This is a genomic window from Serratia sp. NA_13 (assembly GCF_052691735.1).
Genome location: NZ_JBQZFV010000012.1, coordinates 60,221 through 81,766, shown reverse-complemented (window position 1 = coordinate 81,766; position 21,546 = coordinate 60,221). Strand labels below are relative to the sequence as shown.

Genomic DNA, 21,546 nt, shown 5'->3' with positions numbered 1-21,546 from the left:
TTTATTGGGAAGACGTTATGCAATCCTCTGTTAATAACCAAGAAAGCCGGACCTTCTTCGGCCACCCTTATCCGCTGGGATCCTTGTTCTTTACCGAAATGTGGGAGCGGTTCTCGTTTTATGGCATTCGCCCATTACTGATCCTGTTTATGGCCGCGACGGTCTACGACGGCGGCATGGGCCTGGCCCGTGAGAATGCCTCGGCCATTGTCGGTATTTTTGCCGGCAGCATGTATCTGGCGGCCCTGCCGGGCGGCTGGTTGGCCGATAACTGGCTGGGCCAGCAGAAAGCGGTCTGGTACGGCTCTATTCTGATCGCCCTCGGCCACCTGTCGATCGCGCTGTCCGCCTTAATGGGCAACAACCTGTTCTTTATCGGTCTGATGTTTATCGTGTTGGGTTCCGGCCTGTTCAAAACCTGTATCTCGGTGATGGTCGGTACGCTCTACAAGAAAGGCGACAACCGCCGCGACGGTGGCTTCTCACTGTTCTATATGGGCATCAACATGGGCTCGTTTATCGCCCCGCTGATCTCTGGCTGGCTGATTCGTTCCCACGGCTGGCACTGGGGCTTCGGTATCGGCGGTATCGGTATGCTGGTGGCGTTGGTGATTTTCCGTGTGTTCGCCGTACCGGCGATGAAACGCTATGACAGCGAAGTGGGCCTGGACTCCACCTGGAACAACCCGGTCTCCAAGAAAAACGGTGTCGGTGCCTGGCTGATTGCGCTGGCGGTCGGCGTGGCGGTGGTTATCACCCTGATTGCCCAGGGCATCATTGTGATTAATCCGGTCGCCGTGGCCAGCATGTTGGTTTACGTGATCGCGGCCTCGGTTACCCTGTACTTCATTTACCTGTTTGTGTTTGCCGGTCTGAGCCGTAAAGAGCGCGCCCGCCTACTGGTCTGCTTTATCCTGCTGGTGTCCGCGGCCTTCTTCTGGTCAGCCTTCGAACAGAAACCGACCTCGTTCAACCTGTTCGCCAACGACTATACCAACCGTATGATTGGCGACTTCGAGATCCCGGCGGTGTGGTTCCAATCCATCAACGCCTTGTTCATCATCCTGCTGGCACCGGTGTTTAGCTGGGCATGGCCGGCACTGGCGCGCAATAAAGTCCGCCTGAGCAGCATCACCAAGTTTGTTATCGGTATTCTGTTTGCCGCTGCGGGCTTTGGCCTGATGATGCTGGCTGCACAGAACGTGCTGAGCAACGGTGGTGCCGGTGTCTCTCCGTTGTGGCTGGTGGGCAGTATCCTGATGCTTACACTGGGCGAACTGTGCCTTAGCCCGATTGGGCTGGCAACCATGACCCTACTAGCACCGGAAAGAATGCGGGGCCAGATGATGGGCCTGTGGTTCTGCGCCAGCGCACTGGGTAACCTGGCAGCCGGTCTGATTGGTGGCCACGTGAAAGCCGACCAGCTGGACATGTTGCCTGACCTGTTCGCACGCTGCTCGATTGCACTGCTGATCTGTGCTGCGGTGCTGATCCTGCTGATCGTCCCGATCCGCCGGATGATGGAAAATACTCAGGGTAAAAGCGCGCAGAAATCAGCTACCAACGCCTGATAACCGTTTCGCTTAACCCTTCAGCCAGCGCCCGGTGCGCTGGCTTTTTTATGTTTCCCACGCCCGCTGTTGCAGCACCGCGTTGGCTATTGGCATTATTTTCTCTTTATCATGATGAATTCATACAGCGCCATGCCCACCAGCATGGCCGCCACGAACTGCCAGCCGGCCGAAGACCCGGCCCCGGCCAGTACCCAGGCCGGTCCGGGGCAAATACCCGCCATGCCCCAACCGATACCAAACAGCGCGCTGCCTGCCAGCAAACGGCCATCGAGCCGGCGGTTAGCTGGGATCTGCATATCTTCCCCCAGCAAACTACGCTGTCGCCTGCGCGCCCAGTAAAACGCCGGTGCGGCCACCGCAATGGCACCCACCATCACCAGAGCCAATGAGGGATCCCAGTGGCCGGTAATATCGAGAAACGCCAATACCTTGGCCGGATTGGCCATCCCTGCAACGATCAGTCCGAGGCCAAAAATGGCGCCACTCAGCAAAGCAAACAGGTATCTGAACATGCGATTAGCCTCCCACCCAGTGACGGACTGCCCATACCGTGGCAAACCCCAACAGCATAAATACCGCCGTGGCCGCCAGCGAACGCGGTGCCAGTCTTGCCGTACCGCAAACCCCATGGCCGCTGGTGCAACCGCCACCCAACCGGGTCCCCAAGCCAACCAACAATCCGGCCAGCACCAGCCACAGGCTGCTGCCGCTCACCGCCAGAGCCGGTAAAGGTGCGGCAATACCATACAACCAGGGCGAAGCCAGCAACCCGACAAGAAATGCGACTCGCCAGGCTTTTTCTTTACCCTGGGGTGTCAACAGGCCGCCGGTAATGCCGCTAATACCGGCGATACGGCCGTTAAACATCAGCAGCAGTACCACCGCGACGCCAATAATGCCGCCACCGGCCAGGGCAGATACAGGCGTAAAATGCAGCCAGTCAATGGTCATGGTGTCGCCCCCTCTTGTGGGCAATAGAGTTGGTACAGGGTATTAAGTATCGCCAACGCCTTTTCGTCGCTAACGACGTAGTAGATTTGCTTGCCTTCACGTCGAGTGGATACCAGCCCTTCCTGACGCAATACGCCTAGCTGCTGTGAAAGTGTCGGCTGACGAATTTCCAACGCTTGCGCCAATTCCCCGACCGACATCTCACCCTGGCTGAGTTGGCACAGCAGCAATAAGCGATCCTCGTTGCCCAGCGTCCGCAGTAATGCTCCGGCCTGCGCCGCTGCCTGCCGCATACTGTCGATATCCATCATTCCCCGAACAATTTATAAAATAATATATTGTATATGTATAAACTATATTCCCTCTCCTCACCATAGGCTGGTGCGAAAGGTTTCAGCATGGCATGCTGCCGTTATGACTTTTCCGCGAACAGGGGATGAACCCTAACAATGCTGCTTTTCCATGACGCTGTGCCCGCCAATCGGTCGATTGTGCCGGTTGCCAAAGATTATCAGCACGGCGACTTCGAGCCTCCCCACTACCATGATTGCGCGCAACTGATTCATAGCCTCAGCGGTGTGGTGCAGGTCAATACCCGTCAGGGAAGTTGGGTGGTGCCCCCCGGACGCGGCGTCTGGCTCCCTGCGAGGGTTGAACACAGCCTGCGTATCACCGGCAAGGTGGCGGCAAGAGCGCTGTTGGTCGATCCGCTGGCGCGTGCCGATCTGCCGGCCTGTTGTGAAGTGGTACAGGTTTCCCCGTTACTGCGTGAGCTGATTATCTGCGCGATGGATATCACGGCTGATTACCCCGTAGGGGGACGTGAAGAACGAATAATGGAGTTGATCCTGGATGAGCTGCGCGTGCTGCCTATTTTGCCGCTGAATTTACCTGAGCCGCGTACCGAGGCCCTGCTGACACTGTGTCGGCATATTCAGCAATCGCTGGCCCATCCCTGGGAATTAGAGCAGGCAGCCGGTTATATCAGCGTTAGCGGCCGCACGCTGTCACGGCGCTTTCAGCGTGAAACCGGGCTGCGCTTCGGTGACTGGGTGCGTCGCGCCCGTTTAATGGCGGCATTGAACGCCCTGGCCGCCGGGCATTCGGTGCTGGAAGTGGCGCTGGATCTGGGTTACGACAGCCCCAGTGCTTTCAGCGCTATGTTCCGCCGCCTGTTGGGCATTGCGCCCAGTGCTTATTTTGCCAAATAGCGTGCGGCAACGTTGAACAATGCCTGCAGCGAGGCGCTGGCGGAATCGACGTCGATGCCTACGCCATAAGCCGCCGCACCGTGCGCTAGCGTGCAGCGGATATAGGCAACGGCGCGACTCTGGCTCTGATGCCCCAGCGTATGCTCGTGATAGTCCTCTATCGCCAGGCCCAGACCAAAGCGCTGGCGCAATGCATCTACCGCGCTGGATAACAGGCCGTTCCCTACCCCCAACAACCGCTGCTGTTGCCCATCGAACAATACCCGAGCGCTAAAGCTGTAGGCTTCGACGCTGTGGCTTTCGGTCTGGTAGCTCAGCAATTGCAGGCGCGGCTGCTCAACCAGCCCATAACTGAGGCGAAACAGCCGCCACAGCTCTGCCGTGGTCATTTCTTTGCCGCTGCCGTCGGTGACTTGTTGCACCACCTTGCTGAAATCAATCTGCAGCCCACGTGGTAATGACAACCCATGGTTCTGTTCCAGCAGCCATGCCGCTCCACTTTTGCCTGACTGGCTGTTAACCCGGATCACCGCTTCATAACTGCAACCAACGTCCGCCGGATCGAGCGGCAGATAAGGCACCTGCCACAGGCCGTCCTGCCGTTGCTGTTGGGCGGCGAAACCCTTTTTGATTGCATCCTGATGCGAGCCGGAAAAAGCGGTGAACACCAGTTCACCGGCATAAGGATGACGCGGATGTACCGGCAGCTGGTTGCACAGCGCCACCACCTCCACTACCTGTTTCAATTGGCTAAAATCCAGTCCCGGCGCGATCCCCTGGGTGTACAAATTGAGCGCCAACGTCACCAGATCGACATTGCCAGTGCGCTCACCGTTGCCGAACAGGCAACCTTCCACCCGATCAGCACCCGCCAGCATCGCCAGTTCGGCGCAGGCGACCCCGGTGCCGCGATCGTTATGCGGATGTACGCTGATGGTCACCCGATTTCGCTGACTGAAGCGCCGACAAAACCATTCAATCTGGTCGGCATAAACGTTCGGCGTACTGACTTCCACCGTCGCCGGCAGGTTGATGATCATCGGTCGCCCGGGGCCTGGCTGCCAGACATCCGCCACCGCTTCGCAAATTTCCAGGGCGAATTCCAGCTCGGTAAAGCAGAAGGTTTCCGGCGAATACTCGAAAGTCCAGGCGGTTTCCGGCTGCTGCTCGCACTGCTGACGAATACGCAGCGCGCCATTGACCGCCAACGCTACCGTCGCCGCCTTGTCCTGTTTGAAGACAATGTCACGGAACATCGGTGCGGTGGCGTTATACAAATGCACAATAGCCCTTGGAGCACCTTGCAGAGCCTCAAAGGTGCGATCGATCAGATCGTCACGTGACTGGGTCAATACCTGAATGCTGACGTCGTCCGGGATCAACTGTTCATCGATCAACGAGCGGACAAAATCAAAGTCGGTTTGTGACGCCGAAGGAAAGGCCACCTCAATCTCTTTGAACCCGCACTGCAACAGCAGTTGATAGAACTGCCGTTTGCGGGCGTTATCCATCGGCTCCGCCAGCGCCTGATTGCCATCACGCAGATCGCTGGAACACCAACGCGGTGCCCGCTGCAAGGTGCGGCCCGGCCACTGACGTTCTGGCAACGCCACCGGTGGGAACGGACGATATTTGATTGAAGGGTTGGTTAACATGGCACTCTCCTGGGCTGTCATAAGCGATGCCTTATTATTTCCCACCGGGAAATAGCTTGCTCGCGGCTGGCGGACAACCATCGTCGCGAAACAGACAACAAAAAAATTTGCATCCTGCGCCAGTGCAGCAACAATTAATTTTGACGTCACTCATGGCGGTTTACCTCTGCCAAAATCCTTTCGTTACCCTCACCACTGGAGACGACTATGAGCCTGTATGCAACCCTGGAAGAAGCTATTGAAACGGCGCGCGAGGAGTTTATGGAATCCGCTGAGAGCGGTAGCGACGATCAGCCGCCGACGGTGCAACAATTCAATCTGCAAAAATACGTGATGCTGGATGGTGATATCATGTGGCAGGCCGAGTTTTTTGAGCAAGAAGGGGAGTCGGTCGAATGCCTGACACTACGCAGCGGTGCGGCGGCCCAGGCTGTTTTTGACGGTGATTATGACGAAATCGAAATTAGCGCCGAATGGATAGAAGAAAACACGCTGCACGAGTGGGAGGAAGGTGATTTCCAACTCGATCCGCCGTTGGATACCGAAGAGGGCCAGACCGCCGCCGATGAGTGGGATGAACGTTGAATGATAGCGGGCGGGAACGAGTAAAATCCCGCCCATAAACTCCCCATAATTTTCAGAGAGGCAGTATGATTATCCGTCAGGCACGCCCCGAGGATTACCCCGCCATTCTGCAGTTGCAAACACAAAATACCCCCGGCAATTTAAGCGACAGCCAGAAGCGCCAGGGTTTTATTGTTTCCAGCATGAACGAAGCTCAGTTGGCCCGCATTAATCAGGGCCTCGGTATTCTGGTGGCGGTTGAAGACCAGGCGTTGGCCGGCTTTGTTTGCCTGATGAGCACGGACGCGCAGCCGCGCCCGCCGGTAGTGGATGCGATGCTGGAAAAGCTGGCCGACGAGTCATTCAACGGGAAACCTTTGAGTGAACAACGGGTGTTTATGTACGGTCCGGTGTGCCTGGACTCTGCCTGGCGCGGCAAAGGCGTGTTAAAGCAGCTGTTCGCCGCCGTCAAAGCGCACTCTCGGGAGAAGTTCGACGTTGGCGCCCTGTTTATTGACGACGACAACCCGCATTCGCTGGCTACCCATCAGCAAGGACTAAAGATGACGGTGCTGGCCCCCTTCCACTGTGGCCCCCAGGGATACCAGCTGTTGGTGTTTGCCACCCGGGAATAGACTTACTCGTAAGGCCCGTGCTGTGCATCAAACGGCAGCATAAAAGTATCCACCACCATCGACAGCGGCACATCGATCACCGTGGCATAGCGCCAGGGGGTATCACGCAGATCCCATTGCACACCCGGGTAGTATTGATGACCGTGGCCGGCACCCGGCACTGTGCGGCTGATAATACTGCCGCAGCCAGTTAACAGCATTACACCTGCAGCCAATAATGCCAGCCGAAGAAAAGAAGAGAGATTCACCAAATTGACTCTTAGCCCTGGATATTCTGAAAGTAAACAACGCCCGGCGCGGATGTTAGCATAGTTTTTTCCTTGCAGATCGTCAGCATTGCGTAAGAGAAGAGCCAAAAAAACGGGGAACACGCTGTGCGCATTCCCCGTTTGGACTACCCGGTCAACGCTTAGCGCTGACCTTGCGGGTGAGCCTGTTCATTGTATGGCAGTTGCTGATAATGCTCACGCCATGCGGCGCCTTCCGGCAATAACCAGACACGTTGATGCAAGCGCGACAGAGCAACAGGATCGCTCAACAGCTCCAGGCGTTTGCCCTTCACCAGCTTCTCTGGCCCCAGTTGCAGCGCCTCATTCACCCGCTCTTCACGATTGCGCTCGATAACACCGCACAGATGATGACGCGCGGTCGCCAGCGCAGCCGCCAGAGCATTGAACGACGGGTTAACCACGGCGTGCATAAAGCCATTGGCCAATGCACGTTCACGGTTAAGCTGCAGATACTCTTCGGTCGCCAGCAGTTCACGCGGAGGAGAATACTCTTCCGGGATCAGGAACAGTTTGGCGCGCTTACTCTTGATCCCCAGCGTTGCACGGCTCGACAGAGACGAAACGATCGGTGACAGGATCAGCGAGAAGACGATTGGTGACAACCACCACAGGAAGCGCAGATCCAGCCAGGCCATCCCCCCCGCCCAGACCAGACCGAGCAGCATCTGCGAACCATGACGCTTAAAGGCTTCGCTCCATGGCGTGTCATCATCGTCACGCTGCGGAGAATTCCACACCACTTCCCAACCGAGGAAGGCGCTGACCACAAACACCGTGTGGAACAACATGCGTACCGGAGCCAACAGCACCGAGAACAGCATTTCCAACAGCATCGACAGGAACAGACGCACGCCACCGCCGTATTCTTTCGCCCCCTTCGCCCAGATCAGTACGATACTGAGCAGCTTGGGCAGGAACAACAGCACCAGAGTGGTAGAGAACAGCGCTATTGCCAGTTCAGGACGCCACTGCGGCCAAACCGGGAACAGCTGACGCGGCTGCAGGAAGTACTGCGGCTCCATCAGGGTATGCACCACCTGCAACGCGGTGGACAACGCCAGGAACATAAACCACAGCGGCGCCGACAGATAGGACATTACACCGGTCAGGAACACCGCACGGTGCACCGGGTGCATACCTTTCACCAGGAACAGGCGGAAGTTCATCAGGTTACCGTGGCACCAGCGACGGTCACGCTTCAGCTCATCCAGCAGGTTAGGCGGCAATTCTTCGTAGCTGCCCGGCAGATCATAAGCAATCCACACGCCCCAACCGGCACGACGCATCAGTGCGGCTTCCACAAAGTCATGCGACAAGATGGAACCGGCAAAGGAGCCTTCACCCGGCAGCGGTGCCAGCGCACAGTGCTCGATAAACGGCTTCACGCGGATAATCGCGTTGTGACCCCAGTAGTGCGACTCACCCAACTGCCAGAAATGCAGACCAGCGGTAAACAGCGGCCCGTAGACCCGGGTGGCAAACTGTTGCACACGGGCATACAGCGTATCCATACCCGAAGCTTTCGGTGCAGACTGAATGATGCCGGCGTTCGGATTGGCTTCCATCAGGCGCACCAAACCGGTGAGACACTCGCCGCTCATCACGCTATCGGCATCCAGGATCACCATATAGCTGTACTCGCCCCCCCAGCGACGGCAGAAGTCGTCGATGTTGCCGCTTTTACGTTTCACACGGCGACGGCGACGGCGATAGAAGATACGGCCATGGCCATCTACGTCACGGCACAGTTCCATCCAGGCTTTCTGTTCCGCCATGCAGATATCCGGGTCGTAGCTGTCACTGAGCACGTAGATATCGAAATGTTCAAGCTGACCGGTGGCGGCAACCGACTCATAGGTCGCACGCAGGCCGGCGAACACCCGTTCGACGTCTTCGTTACAGATCGGCATGATCAACGCGGTGCGGTGCGCCGGATTGATTGGCTCATCGCCCTTGATGGTGGAAGAGATACTGTATTTGTCTTTGCCGATCAGCAGCTGCAGGAAGCCCATCAGTGCAGTCCAGAAACCGGCTGATACCCAGCAGAAAAGAATGGCGAACAGGATCAGAATGCCGGTTTGCAGTACATAAGGCAGCAATTGCAACACCGACTGCATCAGATCCTGCTCCAGCATCGCCATTGGGTCGATCAGCGCCCAGCCCTGATACGGCAAAATGGTTTTCATGTACCAGGTGGCGATACCGGTCTGCACCAGCATCAACACCAACAGTACATAACGGCGCATTGAACCGACTACACGCCAGCGGTTTTCCGCGTCTGCCTCCTCTTTGGAAGCATAGCGATTGTGCGGCGAGCGCCCCAGCAGGGAGTCCCAGAAGCGCGCCACCGGATTGGTACGCCAGGCTTCAGGGAACATGCTGGTACGTTTAATCGGTGGCGTGGCCTTCAAAATACTGCGGCCTTCCACGTCATTGTCAAAATCGTCGTCGCTGACCGCATCCGGCCAGGCGCTTTCGATACGCGCCTTTACCGAGGCCAGCGCCACGTCATCCGCCGACAGCGTATTGACGTTGGCATCGGTGGCGCCCATCTTGCGATGCAGCGCCTCCAGTGCCTTGGCGTCATCCGCTCCTGGCTGGGGGGTAAGCGCCTCCGACCGCTCAGCGGCCAGAGGCATTGCCGCAAGATAATCCTGGGCAAGTTGAGTAGGCTTATTCATTGGCAGGTAGCTGATAGCTCCAGGTTTCCGACAGGGTCTTATCACCATTGACCAGCGCGGCGCGCATTTCTACTGGCTTCTTGTCGTCTTTCACTTTCAGACGCAGCGTCAGGCGCCAGCCTTTGGTCACTGGATTATAGCGGACATTGTTTTCTACCATTTCACCGTTATCACCGATGCTCACCTGAGCGGCAACCGGCGTAGCACCATCCAGGCCTTTCAGTACCGGCCCCACGAAGTCAACCAGGAATGCCACGCTGCCGTCTGGCTCGCGGATCAGGTTAGATTGCTTCACGTCACCGGTAGAACGCATGGTCTGGCTGACGTAGGCAATATCCTGAGAATGCAACTTGTCTTCGTCACGGGTGAAGTGCAGGCGATAGTTCAGCGCCAGCGGTGTTTTGGCATCCGGCAACACGTCCGGGGTCCAGAAAGCAACGATGTTGTCATTGGTTTCATCCGCCGTTGGGATCTCCACCAGCTCAACTTTACCCTTGCCCCAGTCGCCACGCGGCTCAATCCAGGCGCTTGGACGCAGATCGTAACGATCGTCCAGATCTTCGTAATCCTTGAAGTTGCGACCGCGCTGCAGCAGACCGAAACCTTTAGGGTTCTCAACCTGATAGGTGCTGACGGACAAATGCTTAGGATTATTCAGCGGACGCCAGATCCACTCGCCGTTGCCGGCATGGATAGACAGGCCGTTGGAATCATGCAGCGCCGGGCGGTAGTTCAGGGTTGGCGAAGGTTGGTTCGGCCCGAACAGGTACATGCTGGTCAGCGGTGCCATGCCCAGTTTGCCGACCTTGTCGCGCAGGAACACTTTAGATTCGACGTCCACCGTGGTATCGCGGCCCGGATAGACCACAAAACGGTAAGCCCCGGTCGCACGCGGTGAATCCAGCAGCGCGTAAATCACCAGGTGCTTGTCGCCCTGTTTCGGACGCTCAACCCAGAATTCGCGGAAACGCGGGAACTCTTCACCAGATGGCAAGGCGGTATCAATCGCCAGGCCACGGGCGGAAATCCCGTACACTTGTCCTTTACCTACCACGCGGAAGTAACTCGCGCCCAGCAGGCTCATAATTTCGTCGTTCTTATCCGCCCTGTTGATCGGATAAATCACCTTGAAACCGGCGAAGCCGAGGTTTTTTACCGAATCCGGATCGTGCTTCACCGAACCAAAGTTGAAGTAGTCCGGGCTGTACTTGATCTGCTTGACGGTGGTCGAGGTGACCTCGTTGATTTTCACCGGCGTGTCGAAGTACATCCCCTGATGATAAAACTCAAGCTTGAATGGGGTTTTCAGCTTGCTCCAATAGGCTTTATCGTGATTGAACTGAATTTGCTGATAGTCCGCGAATTTCATCTCACGGAATTGAGAAGGAAGGTTGCTTTTCGGAGCCTCGAAGCCTTTCCCTGCCAGATCCTGCGCCTGCTTGGCCACATCATCAATAGAAAAAGCCCATGCCGGCGAAGTCAACAGCGTGAACAATACGGTCGCACCTAACCAACGTACGCTCGCGGCGCGTGGTTTCTTGGATAATATATTAACTAGCACATCCCCCCCCTATTCGTGTGCTCAAATCATTTAAATCCATATTAATGGATTATTCAGCTTTCCGACAACATGATAAATTAATGGTTCATGTTTATGGCTCATTGTTTAAGCAACTGACTAAACACCAGCGTAGCAAGCCCCGCAACAAGACGCTATGGAAAAATGTGAAACGCTATAGTAGGGTTTGAGGTTCGATTTAACCATTGCCGACTTATTAAGCGTGCTAATGACCATTCGATAAAATCATCAGCGGTAAACTATGACTAAAGGCAGCAACCAACGCGAGTTTTTCCTCGATTCGATCCGAGCTTATTTGATGCTGCTCGGCATCCCTTTTCATCTGTCTCTGATCTATTCCAGCCATGCCTGGGCGGTGAACAGTGCTACCCCTTCCTTCTCGCTGACAGTGCTGAACGACTTCATCCATGCCTTCCGCATGCAGGTGTTCTTTGTGATTTCCGGCTACTTCTCATATCTGCTCTATGAGCGTTATGAACGCCATAAGTGGTTGAAGGTAAGGCTGGAGCGGGTGGCCATTCCGCTGCTGAGTTCGATCCCGTTAATAACGGTGCCGCAGTTTTTCATGCTGAAATACTTCACCGATAAATTAAACGGCTGGGAAAATTTTACGCTCTACCAGAAAATAAATGTAACAGTTTGGGAACTGGTTTCTCACCTGTGGTTTTTATTAACGCTGTCATTACTGACTACTCTTTGTTTTTATCTATTCAAAAAAATCAAGGTAATTAAAAGTAATTCCCCACCCTATCCAATAAATAAAATGACTGGATTAGGAAAAATCTCACTGCTCTTTCTTATTTATGCTTTATGCTATTCGGCCGGGCACCGTATTATTTTAATTTTTGCTCCATATTTACTCTCCAATGGCCTGTTCAATTTCGTGGTCATGGAGACGATGTTCTACCTGCCGTTCTTCATCCTTGGCGCTTACGCCTTCAAGTACGTGTGGTTGAAAGAGATTTTCCTCAAACCCTCCGTCTGGTCACTGCTCGGTTCACTGCTGCTGTTCGTTGCCTACATGCTGAATCAGAAGTATCTGGCCCACAGTAGCTATATGTTTGAACTGGAAGTGCTGATCAAAACTCTGCTGGGGATCCTGATGGCCAACGTGATTTTCTCATTCGGACATACCCTGCTGAATTATCACTCGCCACGAATCACTTACCTGGTCAACGCCTCGCTGTTTATATATCTGGTGCACCATCCACTGACCCTGATATATGGCGCGTTTGTGACGCCACATATCAACAATAACCTGCTGGGTTTCCTGCTGGGTTTGGTGTTTGTCTTCTCCTGTGCCTTCGCCTTATATGAGTTGCACAAACGCGTCCCACTACTCCGCTTCCTGTTCTCCGGAAAACCGCAATAACCGATTGGCATCACCCTCGCAGGGTGATGCCTCATCTCCTGGCACCAGCAAATTCGTCTTCGTTAACTTTTTGAATGTGTTACGCATCCTGACATATTGAGCATATTCCGAATAATCGTCCTATTCCCGTTATCACATTGCAAAACGGCCATCGCCTGTTACGCTCCTTATGCAGATTTGTAAGTTTTTTTTGTTTTTTCTTGGGCTGGGTAATCATATGAGAGAAGCATGGGTCGACTATGCGAAGGGAATCGGTATCATTTTGGTGGTCTTTGGCCACGTTAATCGCGGTTTATACAGTGCGGGTATTCACCTTTCAGAATCGTTTTACCAACTGACTGACAGCGTTATCTACAGTTTTCATATGCCATTGTTCTTTTTCCTCTCTGGCTTGTTTTTTGTTCATTCATTAGAGAGAAAGGGGAAAGGTCGTTTCATCATCAGTAAAATTGATACCATCGTATACCCCTATGTCATTTGGTCATTACTGCAAGGCACCGTAGAGGTTGTGTTATCACGCTATACCAACAACTCGGCCAGTCTGAACGACATGCTGGCGTTGTTTACGCATCCACGGGCACAATTCTGGTTCCTGTATGCTCTGTTTATGGTGTTTGTCCTTGCGACCTTGCTGTATAACAAAAATAAATTCAACTATATCCTGCCTACACTGATCATCATCAGCGCCGGGTTATACGTATACCAGGACAACCTTACCAAGGCTTTCCACTTTGGTTATATCACTAGTTTTATGATTTTCTTCCTGCTCGGTGCTTTGGCCATTCGTTACTCAGCCACTATTGCCAGAATCAGTATGACTTCCAGTCTGGTAGCCATGTTCGCCTTTGTCCTGCTTGAATGGGGTTTCCATGACTATCTTGGTCTGACCTATACCGATGCAGGCCTGTATTCCATGATCCTGGCCGTAGTCGCCATCACCTTTATCATTTGCCTGTCCGTTTTGTTGGCGAAGGCAGACATAACCTGGCTGAAACGGCTGGGTGAGTTAAGCATGGTGATCTACCTAATGCACATCCTGGCCGCCAGTGGGTTGCGTATAGTGTTGACCAAGTTCCTGCACGTTAATAACTGGTCAGCTCATATTATCGCCGGCACCTTGTTCGGTCTTATTGCACCGATGGTTGCTTACTATTTTATTCAACGGCTGCACCTCAACTTTCTGCTGGAACGTCCGAGTTTCCACCGGGCACAACCCAAAGAAAAAACCTTCTGAACATCCGAGGCGGCTCCGGCCGCCTTCACCTCCGATTTGATTAGTTTCGCTGCATTCATCACTGCCGCGCCACGGCCGTAACACAGGATATTGAGCACGCATTGCTCACCCCGGTGGTGAAAGTTAGGACAAAGTTATGCTGGAGCATATTGTTGCTAGTTGTTATAACTGCAATGCATAAGTGGAAATCCACATCCCTGCCTTACGGTAGCGATTGGGCTCAATGAACCCTGAGGGACGGCGTTGTTGCTATCATTGCGGCAATGTTTGCAGTATCTCCCTTCCGTCACGACAGAGAGGATTTTTAATGACTGATAAAGACACTTCGGCTCCGGAAGCCGTACCAGCAAACGCCACCCTGCTGAAAATTCTTGGTCGGTTGCTTTCCGCACTGGATGCATCCATCAGCGGCAAGGACCGCAGCATTCTGATCACCGAGCTTTCCAGCCTTAACCTTGACGGTATTTCAGAGTCAGAACGAAAACTGGCTGCCGAGCTGATCAAGCGGGCTTTGCAATCACTCGATCATTAATGGCACCACGCCTGCAAACCATTAAGCCTCCTCGCGGGGGTTTAATGGTTTTTCCTTCCCGCCGGTTTATTGCTCGCATAGAACCACAGCAAGCTGATAATTATAGATAAAAGTGAGAAGTTCATCGTTTTCCCCCGACTTCCCCACACTTCCTCTGTTAAATGACAATAAATGCCAAATTGTTTTCGAATCACTCTTGGCGTTTTACCTAGAAAACAGGCTATCATCATGGGGTATCTGCGCCCACGCGCAACGCCTTTCCCCCCAGCCTGCAGGAGAACGTTATTTTGGATGCCAGCACCATTAACAGTTTGTTCATCATCGGTGCCGTGTTGGTGGGAGCAAGTATTCTTCTCAGTTCATTTTCTTCTCGCCTGGGTATTCCCATTCTGGTGATATTCCTCGCCATCGGCATGCTGGCGGGAGTTGATGGACCGGGAGGCATCGTTTTCAGTAATTACCCGGTGGCCTATCTGGTCAGTAACCTGGCACTGGCCGTGATCCTGCTCGATGGCGGCATGCGCACCCGCGTTAGTTCATTTCGCGTGGCGCTTTGGCCGGCGCTTTCCCTCGCCACCGTCGGCGTGGTGATCACCGCAGGGCTGACTGGGCTGGCTGCAGCCTGGTTGTTCAACCTCGACTTACTACAGGGTATGCTGATTGGTGCCATAATCGGTTCTACCGATGCCGCGGCGGTATTTTCACTCCTCGGTGGCAAGGGACTTAACGAACGCGTCAGTGCCACGCTGGAGATTGAGTCCGGCAGCAACGATCCGATGGCGGTGTTTCTTACCATCACCCTGATTGCGATGATTTCCGCCGGCGAAACCACGCTGAGCTGGATGTTCCCACTCCACCTGTTGCAGCAGTTTGGTATGGGCATTGTTTTTGGGCTCGGCGGCGGCTGGCTGCTGCTGACCTTGATCAACCACATCAAACTGGCCGAAGGTCTCTACCCACTGCTGGCCGTCAGCGGCGGCATTTTGATTTTTGCGCTGACCACTGCGCTGGATGGCAGCGGCATACTGGCGGTGTACCTGTGCGGGCTGACGCTGGGCAACCGGCCAATCCGTAACCGACACGGCATTGTCCAAACCTTTGACGGCCTGGCCTGGCTGAGCCAAATCGGCATGTTCCTGGTGCTGGGCCTATTGCTTAATCCGCACGAGTTGTTGCCTATTGCCATCCCTGCCCTGCTGCTGTCGTTATGGATGATCCTGTTCGCCCGGCCGCTTTCGGTATTTATCGGTTTACTGCCGTTTCGCAGCTTTACCCTGCGCGAACGCAGCTTTATTTCCTGGGTCGGTCTGCGCGGAGCCGTGCCGGTTATTTTGGCCGTATTCCCAATGATGGCCGGATTGCCAAATGCGCAGTTGTTCTTCAACGTGGCCTTTTTTGTGGTGCTGGTTTCACTGTTGTTGCAAGGCACGACTCTGTCGTTCGCCGCGAAGAAAGCCAAGGTGATAGTGCCGCCGGCTCTGGCACCTATTTCACGGGTCGGGTTGGACGTACACCCGGAAAACCAGTGGGAACAGTTTGTTTATCAGCTCTCGTCGGAAAACTGGTGTGTGGGTGCTGCACTGCGTGAATTGAAAATGCCACCCGGCACGCGTATTGCCGCATTGTTCCGTGGCAAAGAGTTATTGCATCCTAGCGGCAGCACGCGGTTGCGCGAAGATGACATTCTGTGCGTTATCGGCCACGAGCATGATCTGCCGGTGCTGGGTAAACTCTTTAGCCAAGCGCCGGTAGTCACCATGGACGAGCGTTTCTTCGGCGACTTTATCCTGCAGTCGGACGCACGCCTGAGCGATATTTCGCAGGTGTACGGGCTTAACCTGCAAGAAGGTGTGGACGAACAGCAAACGCTGGGTCAATTCGTCATTAAACTGATTGGCGGCGAACCCGTGGTAGGCGATCAGATCGAATGGGATGGCCTGACCTGGACCATCGCCGAGATGGATGGCAATGCCATCAGTAAAATCGGCGTAAAAATTGTGACTGACTGATCCGCCCCTCAACACCGGTCGCTGTGTGGCAATCCTCGTAGCGACCGCCTCAAAACAGACGGAACTTATAGACCCGGAAAGGTTCTTAAACTCTGTGATTATCAAAACCGGGCGTTTAGCTCCGACGTTTTAACCTTACCTTACTCTGGGAACGCTGCGTAGCAGTGATGGGTATTGATTTGAACAGTAAAACTCGATTTCTATCGGCCATGTTGGGGATCGCACTGACGGTCATTGTGCTGGATCTGGGGATCGCCGATTTGGTCCACAGGCTCTTAATTGGATAATTTTAACGTGGCGCAGCAGCAGCAAGAAAAAGACATTCTGGGCAAGATACTGATTACCGTCTCCGCACTCTGCCTGATTACTGTGGCGGCGTTACTCATTTGGGGTTTTGTGCTGGATTAACCCCCCGCCTGACGGGCGCAATCTTCCCAAATTCGGACATAAAAAAACCGCCTCAGCGGTTTTTTTATTGGCGATGGCGATCAGATCTTGCAGCCTTCGCAATCTGCCTCATCCTCAAGGATTTCGGGCAGCTCTTTTACTTTCTGTGCCGCTTTCTCTTCTGCCTGCGCCAATTCGGCATCGATATCAAAATCGAAAATATCATCACTCATGGTAAGCTCCTCACGCTTAACTGGCTTCAATGCGTGAGTATAATCGACAACTCTTCAGCCGCAAACCCTTCAGTTGAGCACCACCACCCGTGGCTGTTCATCCTGTGGCTTCTTTGAATACGCCAGATCGTAAACGTCATAGAAATCAATTTCGCCTTTATTGGCGATGATTTCCTGCATGCGTGTTTTCATCGCTGCTGCGATCGACGGTTCATCCAACAACGCCTTCACCGACTGCGGCGACAGTGCGCGAGTGAAATACCACTCGCCGTTATAGCATACGCGCAGATCCAGCACGCCGATGTCCTCAAAGCGATACACCGGTTTGATTTCAATTAGCAGCATGGCGAACATGAACAATACGAAGGCGGTGAAAGCCAGGAAAGAGATGAAGCCCATATAGGGAACCTGATACATCACGGCGATCACGGCAAAATAACCGGCAAACATGGCGAGACACAGATAACGGTGATCGCGGGCAAACTCACTGTTAAAACGCAGTTTACCGTCGCGCCCTTCCTGCCTGTTGATCCGCTCGATTTCTTTTACCAAGATGCTTTTAATCGCGTCCATCGCTACAACCTTATGCCTGGGGGACATTATTGCTATCAATAATCATTCCTCAAACTAACACAAGTACAGTTTGCGCAGGTAGATCAGTTAAGCAATTTTAAATGGGTAACTGTTATACCTCTAATGGCTAACGTTGCAGGGAATTCTTGCCTTGAGCAAACATAAACATCCGCTGAGCAATATCGTCAGCCTGTTTGATTTTTTGCTTTTGCGGCTCATTGCAGCGCTGGATGGCACGAGCATAGGCAAGCTCATGTGCCTGGTCAATCATTGCGATAATCTTGTCTCGATCCTGCTTATCCAGATTGCCGAGCATGGTGGTGATAATCGCCTGATAGGCGTTGGAGGCGGCGGTCAGCGACTTTTCTCTGGCTTCAAGTATCGCTACGCGTTGCATTAATTCCTGCAGTTGATCGGACTCTGACATAGCGAGCTCCTGTTGCCGGGCAGCATACCTGCCTGATTACAGTTTAGCAAAGATCGCTGGAACGGAAGAAAACATAAAGAAAGGAAGAGAAACGGTTACGGCAAAGCACACCCGAAAAAACCAATAAGGAGCCGATAGTGCAAATCAACCCGGGTGCACTTTACGGTAACAGTTCACAAAAGCAAGCTGGCGCGCTATGCGGACTCGACCCCGCGTCTATCAATTTTGTAGCCAATAAAACATTTTAAAACCAACCACTCTGCCAACTGAGTTAATAGCGCATTCCTTTGCTTCGGGATGTCATTACCCACATTAAAATTATCGAAATATGAACCGCTGCATTTGCAGAGAAATCTTATATTTTCGCCTATTTAACCTTCAGCGGAGAATTAATTTCACCGTGTGATAATTAATAATGATCATTTTATGGCTCGTCTGCGGCGTGTTTATTGTTAGTTAAGGCGCTGGATGCCACTATAGTGCCTTCCGGGATCATCGTTTTCTGTTATGGATAACATTATGAAAATCACCCCGCGCCGATTGGCGTTTATCCTGACCGGCGCTCTGCTGGTCATCCTTGCCCTGGTAGCATTCTCTTTACAAAGCCCCCCGCAAGCCGCTTCAGTCACGGCACCGGCTCGCCTGGGCGATATTGAAAATGCTGTACTGGCCACCGGCAAACTTGATGCGATAGAACGGGTCAACGTCGGGGCTCAGGTTTCCGGCCAAGTCAAATCCCTGAAGGTCAAACTTGGCGACAGGGTCACCAAAGGCCAACCTATTGCCGACATCGACGATCTACCCCAACGCAACGATCTGCGCAACGCAGAAGCAGCGCTGAATGTCGCCAAGGCAGATTTACAGGCCAAACAGGCACTGTTGAAACAGGCCGAGTCCCGCTTTAAACGCCAAAGGCGCATGTTGATGGATGAAGCTGGCTCCCGCGAAGATTTTGAGACGGCTGAGGCCACGCTCGCCGCCACCCGCGCCGAACTGATCGCGTTGAATGCTCGCATCGTGCAGGCACAGATTGAAGTAGACAAGAAAAAGGTCGACCTGAGTTACACCCGTATTCTGGCGCCGATGGACGGCATTGTTATTGCAGTGATTACTCAGCAAGGCCAAACGGTGAATGCCAACCAGAGCGCGCCCACCATCGTCAAACTGGCACAGTTGGACGTAATGACCATCAAGGCGCAGATTTCCGAAGCCGACATTACCCGCGTTTCTCAGGGGCAAAAGGCCTACTTCACCATTTTCTCCGAACCCGATAAACGTTACGACGCCACGCTGCGCACCGTCGAATTGGCACCGGAATCGGTGATGAAAGACGACTCGATCTCCGCCGGCAGTTCGTCCTCCGGTTCCGGTAACTCCAATGCTTCGGTATATTACAACGCATTGCTGGACGTCCCAAACGCGGATAACCGCTTGCGGATTGCCATGACGGCGCAAGTTTCATTGCTGCTCGGTGAGGCGAAAAACGCGCTGTTGGTGCCGATCCAGGCGGTACATAAAACCGCAGATAATAAACAACAGGTACAAGTGCTGACCGGGGACAACCGGTTGGAAATGCGCGAGGTGAAAACCGGCATTACCAATAATGTCGATATTCAAATCCTGTCCGGATTGAAGGCAGGTGAAAACGTGGTGCTGGTGCAGGAAAATACCAGACCGGGCGAGGAAGACCTCTCACTGTGAACACTATCATTGAGCTGAAAGGTATTGGCCGCACCTACACCAACAGCAGCCAGCCGCTGACCGTCCTGAAAAACATTAATCTGAGCATCGCTACCGGGGAGTTGGTCGCAATCATTGGTGCTTCTGGCTCCGGTAAGTCCACGCTGATGAACATCATTGGCTGTCTGGACGTACCGGATCAGGGTGACTATTACATCAACGGCCAAAACGCGGCTCATCTATCGCCGGACCAACTGGCCAGGCTTCGCCGTGAACACATTGGTTTTATCTTCCAGCGTTATCATCTAATGCCGGATATCAGCGCGTTAGGCAACGTCGAGATCCCTGCGATTTATGCCAACAGCAAGCGGGACCAACGCCAACTGCATGCGGCGCAACTGTTGGCCCGGCTGGGACTGGAAGGTCGTGAACACCATAAACCCGGTCAGCTTTCCGGCGGCCAGCAACAGCGTGTCAGTATTGCTCGTTCGTTAATCAACGGCGCTGAAATTATCCTGGCGGATGAGCCCACCGGCGCCCTGGACACCCGATCAGGTCAGGAAGTGCTGGAGATCCTCAGCGAACTTAATCAGCGCGGCCATACGGTAGTGATCGTCACTCACGATATGAAGGTGGCGCAGCACGCTCAGCGCATCATCGAGCTGCAGGACGGCGAGATCGTCGCCGACAGTGGCTGTAAATCCACGCTTCCTCTGCCGATAATGAAAAAGACCCCACCGGTTGCTCAAGGCTATTGGCAGAGTCTGGTCGATCGCACCCGTGAATCGTTACAGATGGCGCTGAAAGCCATGAATGCCCATCGCTTGCGTACCGCACTGACCATGACCGGTATCATTTTCGGCATTGCTGCGGTGGTGACGGTGGTCGCGCTGGGTGAAGGTGCCAAACAACGCACGCTGGAGAGTATTAAAAGCCTGGGCACCAACGTGGTCAGCATCTATCCCGGCCGTGATTTCTTTGATGATGCCATCGACAGCATCCGCACCCTGGTGCCGGCGGATGCCGACGCGCTGGCCCGCCAAAGCTTTGTCGATAGTGTCAGCCCTGAGGTCACTGCCTCAGACAGCATCCACTTTCGCAGCAAATCAGCCAACGCGTCGATCACTGGTGTTGGACGTGATTATTTACGCGTTAACGGCCTAACTCTGCTGCAAGGTCGCAATTTCCAGGACGACCGCAACGCCCTACAGGAAGTGATCATTGACGAGAACGCACGCCAGTCGTTGTTCGGTGATTTCGGCGTAGAGCCACTGGGCCAGATCGTGTTTCTTGGCGCCGTACCGGCGCGAGTGATTGGCGTGGTGCAAAGTAACCAGGACTCTGCCCCCAACCGCATCAGAGTGTGGATGCCCTATACCACCGTCATGTACCGCATGGTGGGCCAAACCAAGTTGAGCAGCATCAGCGTAAGGTTGAAAGATGACGTTGCCAACGAAGCCGCTGTCGCCGCCATTAACCAGTTGCTGACCCAGCGTCACGGCGTTAAAGACTTTATGTTGTTCAACCTCGATAAATTCCGTAAGTCGATCGAACGAACTTCGATGACCCTCAGCCTACTGATCCTGATGGTGGCCTCAATTTCTCTGATCATCGGCAGCCTCGGCGTGATGAACATCATGCTGGTCTCGGTGACCGAGCGGACGCATGAAATCGGCGTGCGTATGGCCGTCGGCGCACGTCGCAGCGACATTATGCAGCAATTTATGATTGAGGCGGTGCTGGTCTGCCTGATCGGTGGCGTACTGGGCATTTTACTGTCTTTCGCCGCCGGCTCGCTGTTCACCCTGCTGGCGGGCGGCATGCTCACCGCCATCTATTCCTGGCAGGCCGCCGCCGTTGCCTTTTGCTGCTCCACTCTGATCGGCATGATCTTCGGTTATCTCCCAGCCCGCAAAGCGGCACGGATGGATCCGGTCATTTCACTGGCCAGCGAGTAAC

General features: G+C 54.0%; 21 protein-coding genes and 1 tRNA gene. 11 read left to right on the top strand and 11 right to left on the bottom strand.

All coding sequences use genetic code 11. From position 1 onward, the window contains the following. Window positions 1-17 precede the first annotated feature (17 nt). Window positions 18-1,571, top strand: coding sequence for a peptide MFS transporter (locus ACUTSU_RS16565; RefSeq protein ID WP_445650818.1), 1,554 nt, complete (start codon window positions 18-20; stop codon window positions 1,569-1,571). Window positions 1,572-1,666: 95 nt separating this feature from the next. Here ACUTSU_RS16565 and ACUTSU_RS16560 read toward each other — a convergent pair whose 3' ends face one another. Genes ACUTSU_RS16560 through ACUTSU_RS16550 form a run of 3 tightly spaced genes read right to left on the bottom strand, consistent with a single transcriptional unit; the run spans window position 1,667 to window position 2,833 of the window. Continuing rightward, window positions 1,667-2,086, bottom strand: a complete 420-nt coding sequence (locus tag ACUTSU_RS16560) for a DUF6691 family protein (RefSeq protein WP_445650817.1) — start codon at window positions 2,084-2,086, stop codon at window positions 1,667-1,669. A 4-nt stretch (window positions 2,087-2,090) separates the two neighbouring features. Beyond that, complete coding sequence (locus tag ACUTSU_RS16555; RefSeq protein WP_445650816.1) at window positions 2,091-2,525, bottom strand: YeeE/YedE family protein; 435 nt, start codon at window positions 2,523-2,525, stop codon at window positions 2,091-2,093. Then, window positions 2,522-2,833 carry an ArsR/SmtB family transcription factor gene (locus ACUTSU_RS16550; protein WP_445651144.1) on the bottom strand — a complete coding sequence of 104 codons (312 nt, stop codon included), beginning with the start codon at window positions 2,831-2,833 and terminating at the stop codon, window positions 2,522-2,524. Before ACUTSU_RS16550 ends, ACUTSU_RS16555 begins: the two co-directional genes overlap by 4 nt. 141 nt (window positions 2,834-2,974) lie before the next feature. Here ACUTSU_RS16550 and ACUTSU_RS16545 point away from each other — a divergent pair, with 141 nt between their 5' ends. Continuing rightward, window positions 2,975-3,736 carry an AraC family transcriptional regulator gene (locus tag ACUTSU_RS16545; RefSeq protein WP_445654413.1) on the top strand — a complete coding sequence of 254 codons (762 nt, stop codon included), beginning with the start codon at window positions 2,975-2,977 and terminating at the stop codon, window positions 3,734-3,736. Here ACUTSU_RS16545 and leuA read toward each other — a convergent pair. Beyond that, entirely contained in the window at window positions 3,721-5,391 is a 1,671-nt protein-coding gene (gene leuA / locus ACUTSU_RS16540) for a 2-isopropylmalate synthase (RefSeq protein ID WP_445654412.1), read from the bottom strand. The genes ACUTSU_RS16545 and leuA overlap by 16 nt on opposite strands. A gap of 207 nt (window positions 5,392-5,598) precedes the next feature. On the opposite strand from leuA, the gene ACUTSU_RS16535 reads away from it, so the two are divergent. After that, the gene (locus ACUTSU_RS16535) at window positions 5,599-5,976 is read left to right on the top strand and encodes a MysB family protein (protein ID WP_445650814.1); all 378 of its coding nucleotides are present in this window, start codon (window positions 5,599-5,601) and stop codon (window positions 5,974-5,976) included. A gap of 65 nt (window positions 5,977-6,041) precedes the next feature. Then, the gene (locus ACUTSU_RS16530; RefSeq protein ID WP_445654411.1) at window positions 6,042-6,590 is read left to right on the top strand and encodes a GNAT family N-acetyltransferase; all 549 of its coding nucleotides are present in this window, start codon (window positions 6,042-6,044) and stop codon (window positions 6,588-6,590) included. A gap of 2 nt (window positions 6,591-6,592) precedes the next feature. On the opposite strand, the gene ACUTSU_RS16525 is transcribed toward ACUTSU_RS16530, so the two are convergent. From ACUTSU_RS16525 to mdoG, 3 genes are all read right to left on the bottom strand, one after another. Next, a complete protein-coding gene (locus ACUTSU_RS16525) occupies window positions 6,593-6,838 on the bottom strand; it encodes a YceK/YidQ family lipoprotein (protein WP_445650812.1) in 246 nt (81 codons plus the stop codon). 161 nt (window positions 6,839-6,999) lie between these two features. Beyond that, window positions 7,000-9,561 carry a glucans biosynthesis glucosyltransferase MdoH gene (gene mdoH, locus ACUTSU_RS16520; protein WP_445654410.1) on the bottom strand — a complete coding sequence of 854 codons (2,562 nt, stop codon included), beginning with the start codon at window positions 9,559-9,561 and terminating at the stop codon, window positions 7,000-7,002. Next, entirely contained in the window at window positions 9,554-11,122 is a 1,569-nt protein-coding gene (gene mdoG / locus ACUTSU_RS16515) for a glucans biosynthesis protein MdoG (protein WP_445650810.1), read from the bottom strand. The genes mdoH and mdoG overlap by 8 nt, the downstream gene beginning before the upstream one ends. A gap of 259 nt (window positions 11,123-11,381) precedes the next feature. Here mdoG and mdoC point away from each other — a divergent pair, with 259 nt between their 5' ends. From mdoC to ACUTSU_RS16490, 5 genes are all read left to right on the top strand, one after another. Beyond that, entirely contained in the window at window positions 11,382-12,512 is a 1,131-nt protein-coding gene (gene mdoC, locus ACUTSU_RS16510) for a glucans biosynthesis protein MdoC (protein ID WP_445650809.1), read from the top strand. A gap of 217 nt (window positions 12,513-12,729) precedes the next feature. Further along, on the top strand, window positions 12,730-13,746 hold the full coding sequence (locus ACUTSU_RS16505; RefSeq protein ID WP_445654409.1) for an acyltransferase family protein: 1,017 nt from the start codon (window positions 12,730-12,732) through the stop codon (window positions 13,744-13,746). Between the two features lie 307 nt (window positions 13,747-14,053). Next, window positions 14,054-14,278, top strand: coding sequence for a hypothetical protein (locus ACUTSU_RS16500; RefSeq protein WP_445650807.1), 225 nt, complete (start codon window positions 14,054-14,056; stop codon window positions 14,276-14,278). A gap of 287 nt (window positions 14,279-14,565) precedes the next feature. Further along, window positions 14,566-16,287 carry a potassium/proton antiporter gene (locus ACUTSU_RS16495; protein WP_445650806.1) on the top strand — a complete coding sequence of 574 codons (1,722 nt, stop codon included), beginning with the start codon at window positions 14,566-14,568 and terminating at the stop codon, window positions 16,285-16,287. A gap of 279 nt (window positions 16,288-16,566) precedes the next feature. Continuing rightward, window positions 16,567-16,695, top strand: coding sequence for a hypothetical protein (locus ACUTSU_RS16490; RefSeq protein ID WP_017892392.1), 129 nt, complete (start codon window positions 16,567-16,569; stop codon window positions 16,693-16,695). 80 nt (window positions 16,696-16,775) lie between these two features. Here the strand turns inward: ACUTSU_RS16490 and ACUTSU_RS16485 are convergent, their stop codons facing one another. The 4 genes from ACUTSU_RS16485 to ACUTSU_RS16470 form a co-directional block, all read right to left on the bottom strand. After that, a complete protein-coding gene (locus tag ACUTSU_RS16485; protein WP_012006291.1) occupies window positions 16,776-16,907 on the bottom strand; it encodes a hypothetical protein in 132 nt (43 codons plus the stop codon). A gap of 69 nt (window positions 16,908-16,976) precedes the next feature. Further along, window positions 16,977-17,480, bottom strand: coding sequence for a YlaC family protein (locus ACUTSU_RS16480; protein ID WP_445650805.1), 504 nt, complete (start codon window positions 17,478-17,480; stop codon window positions 16,977-16,979). Window positions 17,481-17,607: 127 nt separating this feature from the next. Next, the gene (locus ACUTSU_RS16475) at window positions 17,608-17,907 is read right to left on the bottom strand and encodes a hypothetical protein (protein WP_012006289.1); all 300 of its coding nucleotides are present in this window, start codon (window positions 17,905-17,907) and stop codon (window positions 17,608-17,610) included. A 187-nt stretch (window positions 17,908-18,094) separates the two neighbouring features. Beyond that, a tRNA-OTHER gene (locus ACUTSU_RS16470) sits at window positions 18,095-18,188 on the bottom strand. Between the two features lie 238 nt (window positions 18,189-18,426). Here ACUTSU_RS16470 and ACUTSU_RS16465 point away from each other — a divergent pair. Both ACUTSU_RS16465 and ACUTSU_RS16460 read left to right on the top strand, forming a co-directional pair. Continuing rightward, window positions 18,427-19,608, top strand: a complete 1,182-nt coding sequence (locus ACUTSU_RS16465) for an efflux RND transporter periplasmic adaptor subunit (protein WP_445650803.1) — start codon at window positions 18,427-18,429, stop codon at window positions 19,606-19,608. Beyond that, window positions 19,605-21,545 carry a MacB family efflux pump subunit gene (locus tag ACUTSU_RS16460; RefSeq protein WP_445654408.1) on the top strand — a complete coding sequence of 647 codons (1,941 nt, stop codon included), beginning with the start codon at window positions 19,605-19,607 and terminating at the stop codon, window positions 21,543-21,545. The genes ACUTSU_RS16465 and ACUTSU_RS16460 overlap by 4 nt, the downstream gene beginning before the upstream one ends. Window position 21,546 lies beyond the last annotated feature (1 nt).

What these genes read in the sequence shown, in the direction of transcription:
- ACUTSU_RS16565 (WP_445650818.1), top strand. Translation starts at nt 18, where the DNA reads ATGCAATCCTCTGTTAATAACCAAGAAAGCCGGACCTTCTTCGGCCAC.
- ACUTSU_RS16560 (WP_445650817.1), bottom strand. Translation starts at nt 2,086, where the DNA reads ATGTTCAGATACCTGTTTGCTTTGCTGAGTGGCGCCATTTTTGGCCTC.
- ACUTSU_RS16555 (WP_445650816.1), bottom strand. Translation starts at nt 2,525, where the DNA reads ATGACCATTGACTGGCTGCATTTTACGCCTGTATCTGCCCTGGCCGGT.
- ACUTSU_RS16550 (WP_445651144.1), bottom strand. Translation starts at nt 2,833, where the DNA reads ATGGATATCGACAGTATGCGGCAGGCAGCGGCGCAGGCCGGAGCATTA.
- ACUTSU_RS16545 (WP_445654413.1), top strand. Translation starts at nt 2,975, where the DNA reads ATGCTGCTTTTCCATGACGCTGTGCCCGCCAATCGGTCGATTGTGCCG.
- leuA (WP_445654412.1), bottom strand. Translation starts at nt 5,391, where the DNA reads ATGTTAACCAACCCTTCAATCAAATATCGTCCGTTCCCACCGGTGGCG.
- ACUTSU_RS16535 (WP_445650814.1), top strand. Translation starts at nt 5,599, where the DNA reads ATGAGCCTGTATGCAACCCTGGAAGAAGCTATTGAAACGGCGCGCGAG.
- ACUTSU_RS16530 (WP_445654411.1), top strand. Translation starts at nt 6,042, where the DNA reads ATGATTATCCGTCAGGCACGCCCCGAGGATTACCCCGCCATTCTGCAG.
- mdoH (WP_445654410.1), bottom strand. Translation starts at nt 9,561, where the DNA reads ATGAATAAGCCTACTCAACTTGCCCAGGATTATCTTGCGGCAATGCCT.
- mdoC (WP_445650809.1), top strand. Translation starts at nt 11,382, where the DNA reads ATGACTAAAGGCAGCAACCAACGCGAGTTTTTCCTCGATTCGATCCGA.
- ACUTSU_RS16505 (WP_445654409.1), top strand. Translation starts at nt 12,730, where the DNA reads ATGAGAGAAGCATGGGTCGACTATGCGAAGGGAATCGGTATCATTTTG.
- ACUTSU_RS16500 (WP_445650807.1), top strand. Translation starts at nt 14,054, where the DNA reads ATGACTGATAAAGACACTTCGGCTCCGGAAGCCGTACCAGCAAACGCC.
- ACUTSU_RS16485 (WP_012006291.1), bottom strand. Translation starts at nt 16,907, where the DNA reads ATGAGTGATGATATTTTCGATTTTGATATCGATGCCGAATTGGCGCAG.
- ACUTSU_RS16480 (WP_445650805.1), bottom strand. Translation starts at nt 17,480, where the DNA reads ATGGACGCGATTAAAAGCATCTTGGTAAAAGAAATCGAGCGGATCAAC.
- ACUTSU_RS16475 (WP_012006289.1), bottom strand. Translation starts at nt 17,907, where the DNA reads ATGTCAGAGTCCGATCAACTGCAGGAATTAATGCAACGCGTAGCGATA.
- ACUTSU_RS16465 (WP_445650803.1), top strand. Translation starts at nt 18,427, where the DNA reads ATGAAAATCACCCCGCGCCGATTGGCGTTTATCCTGACCGGCGCTCTG.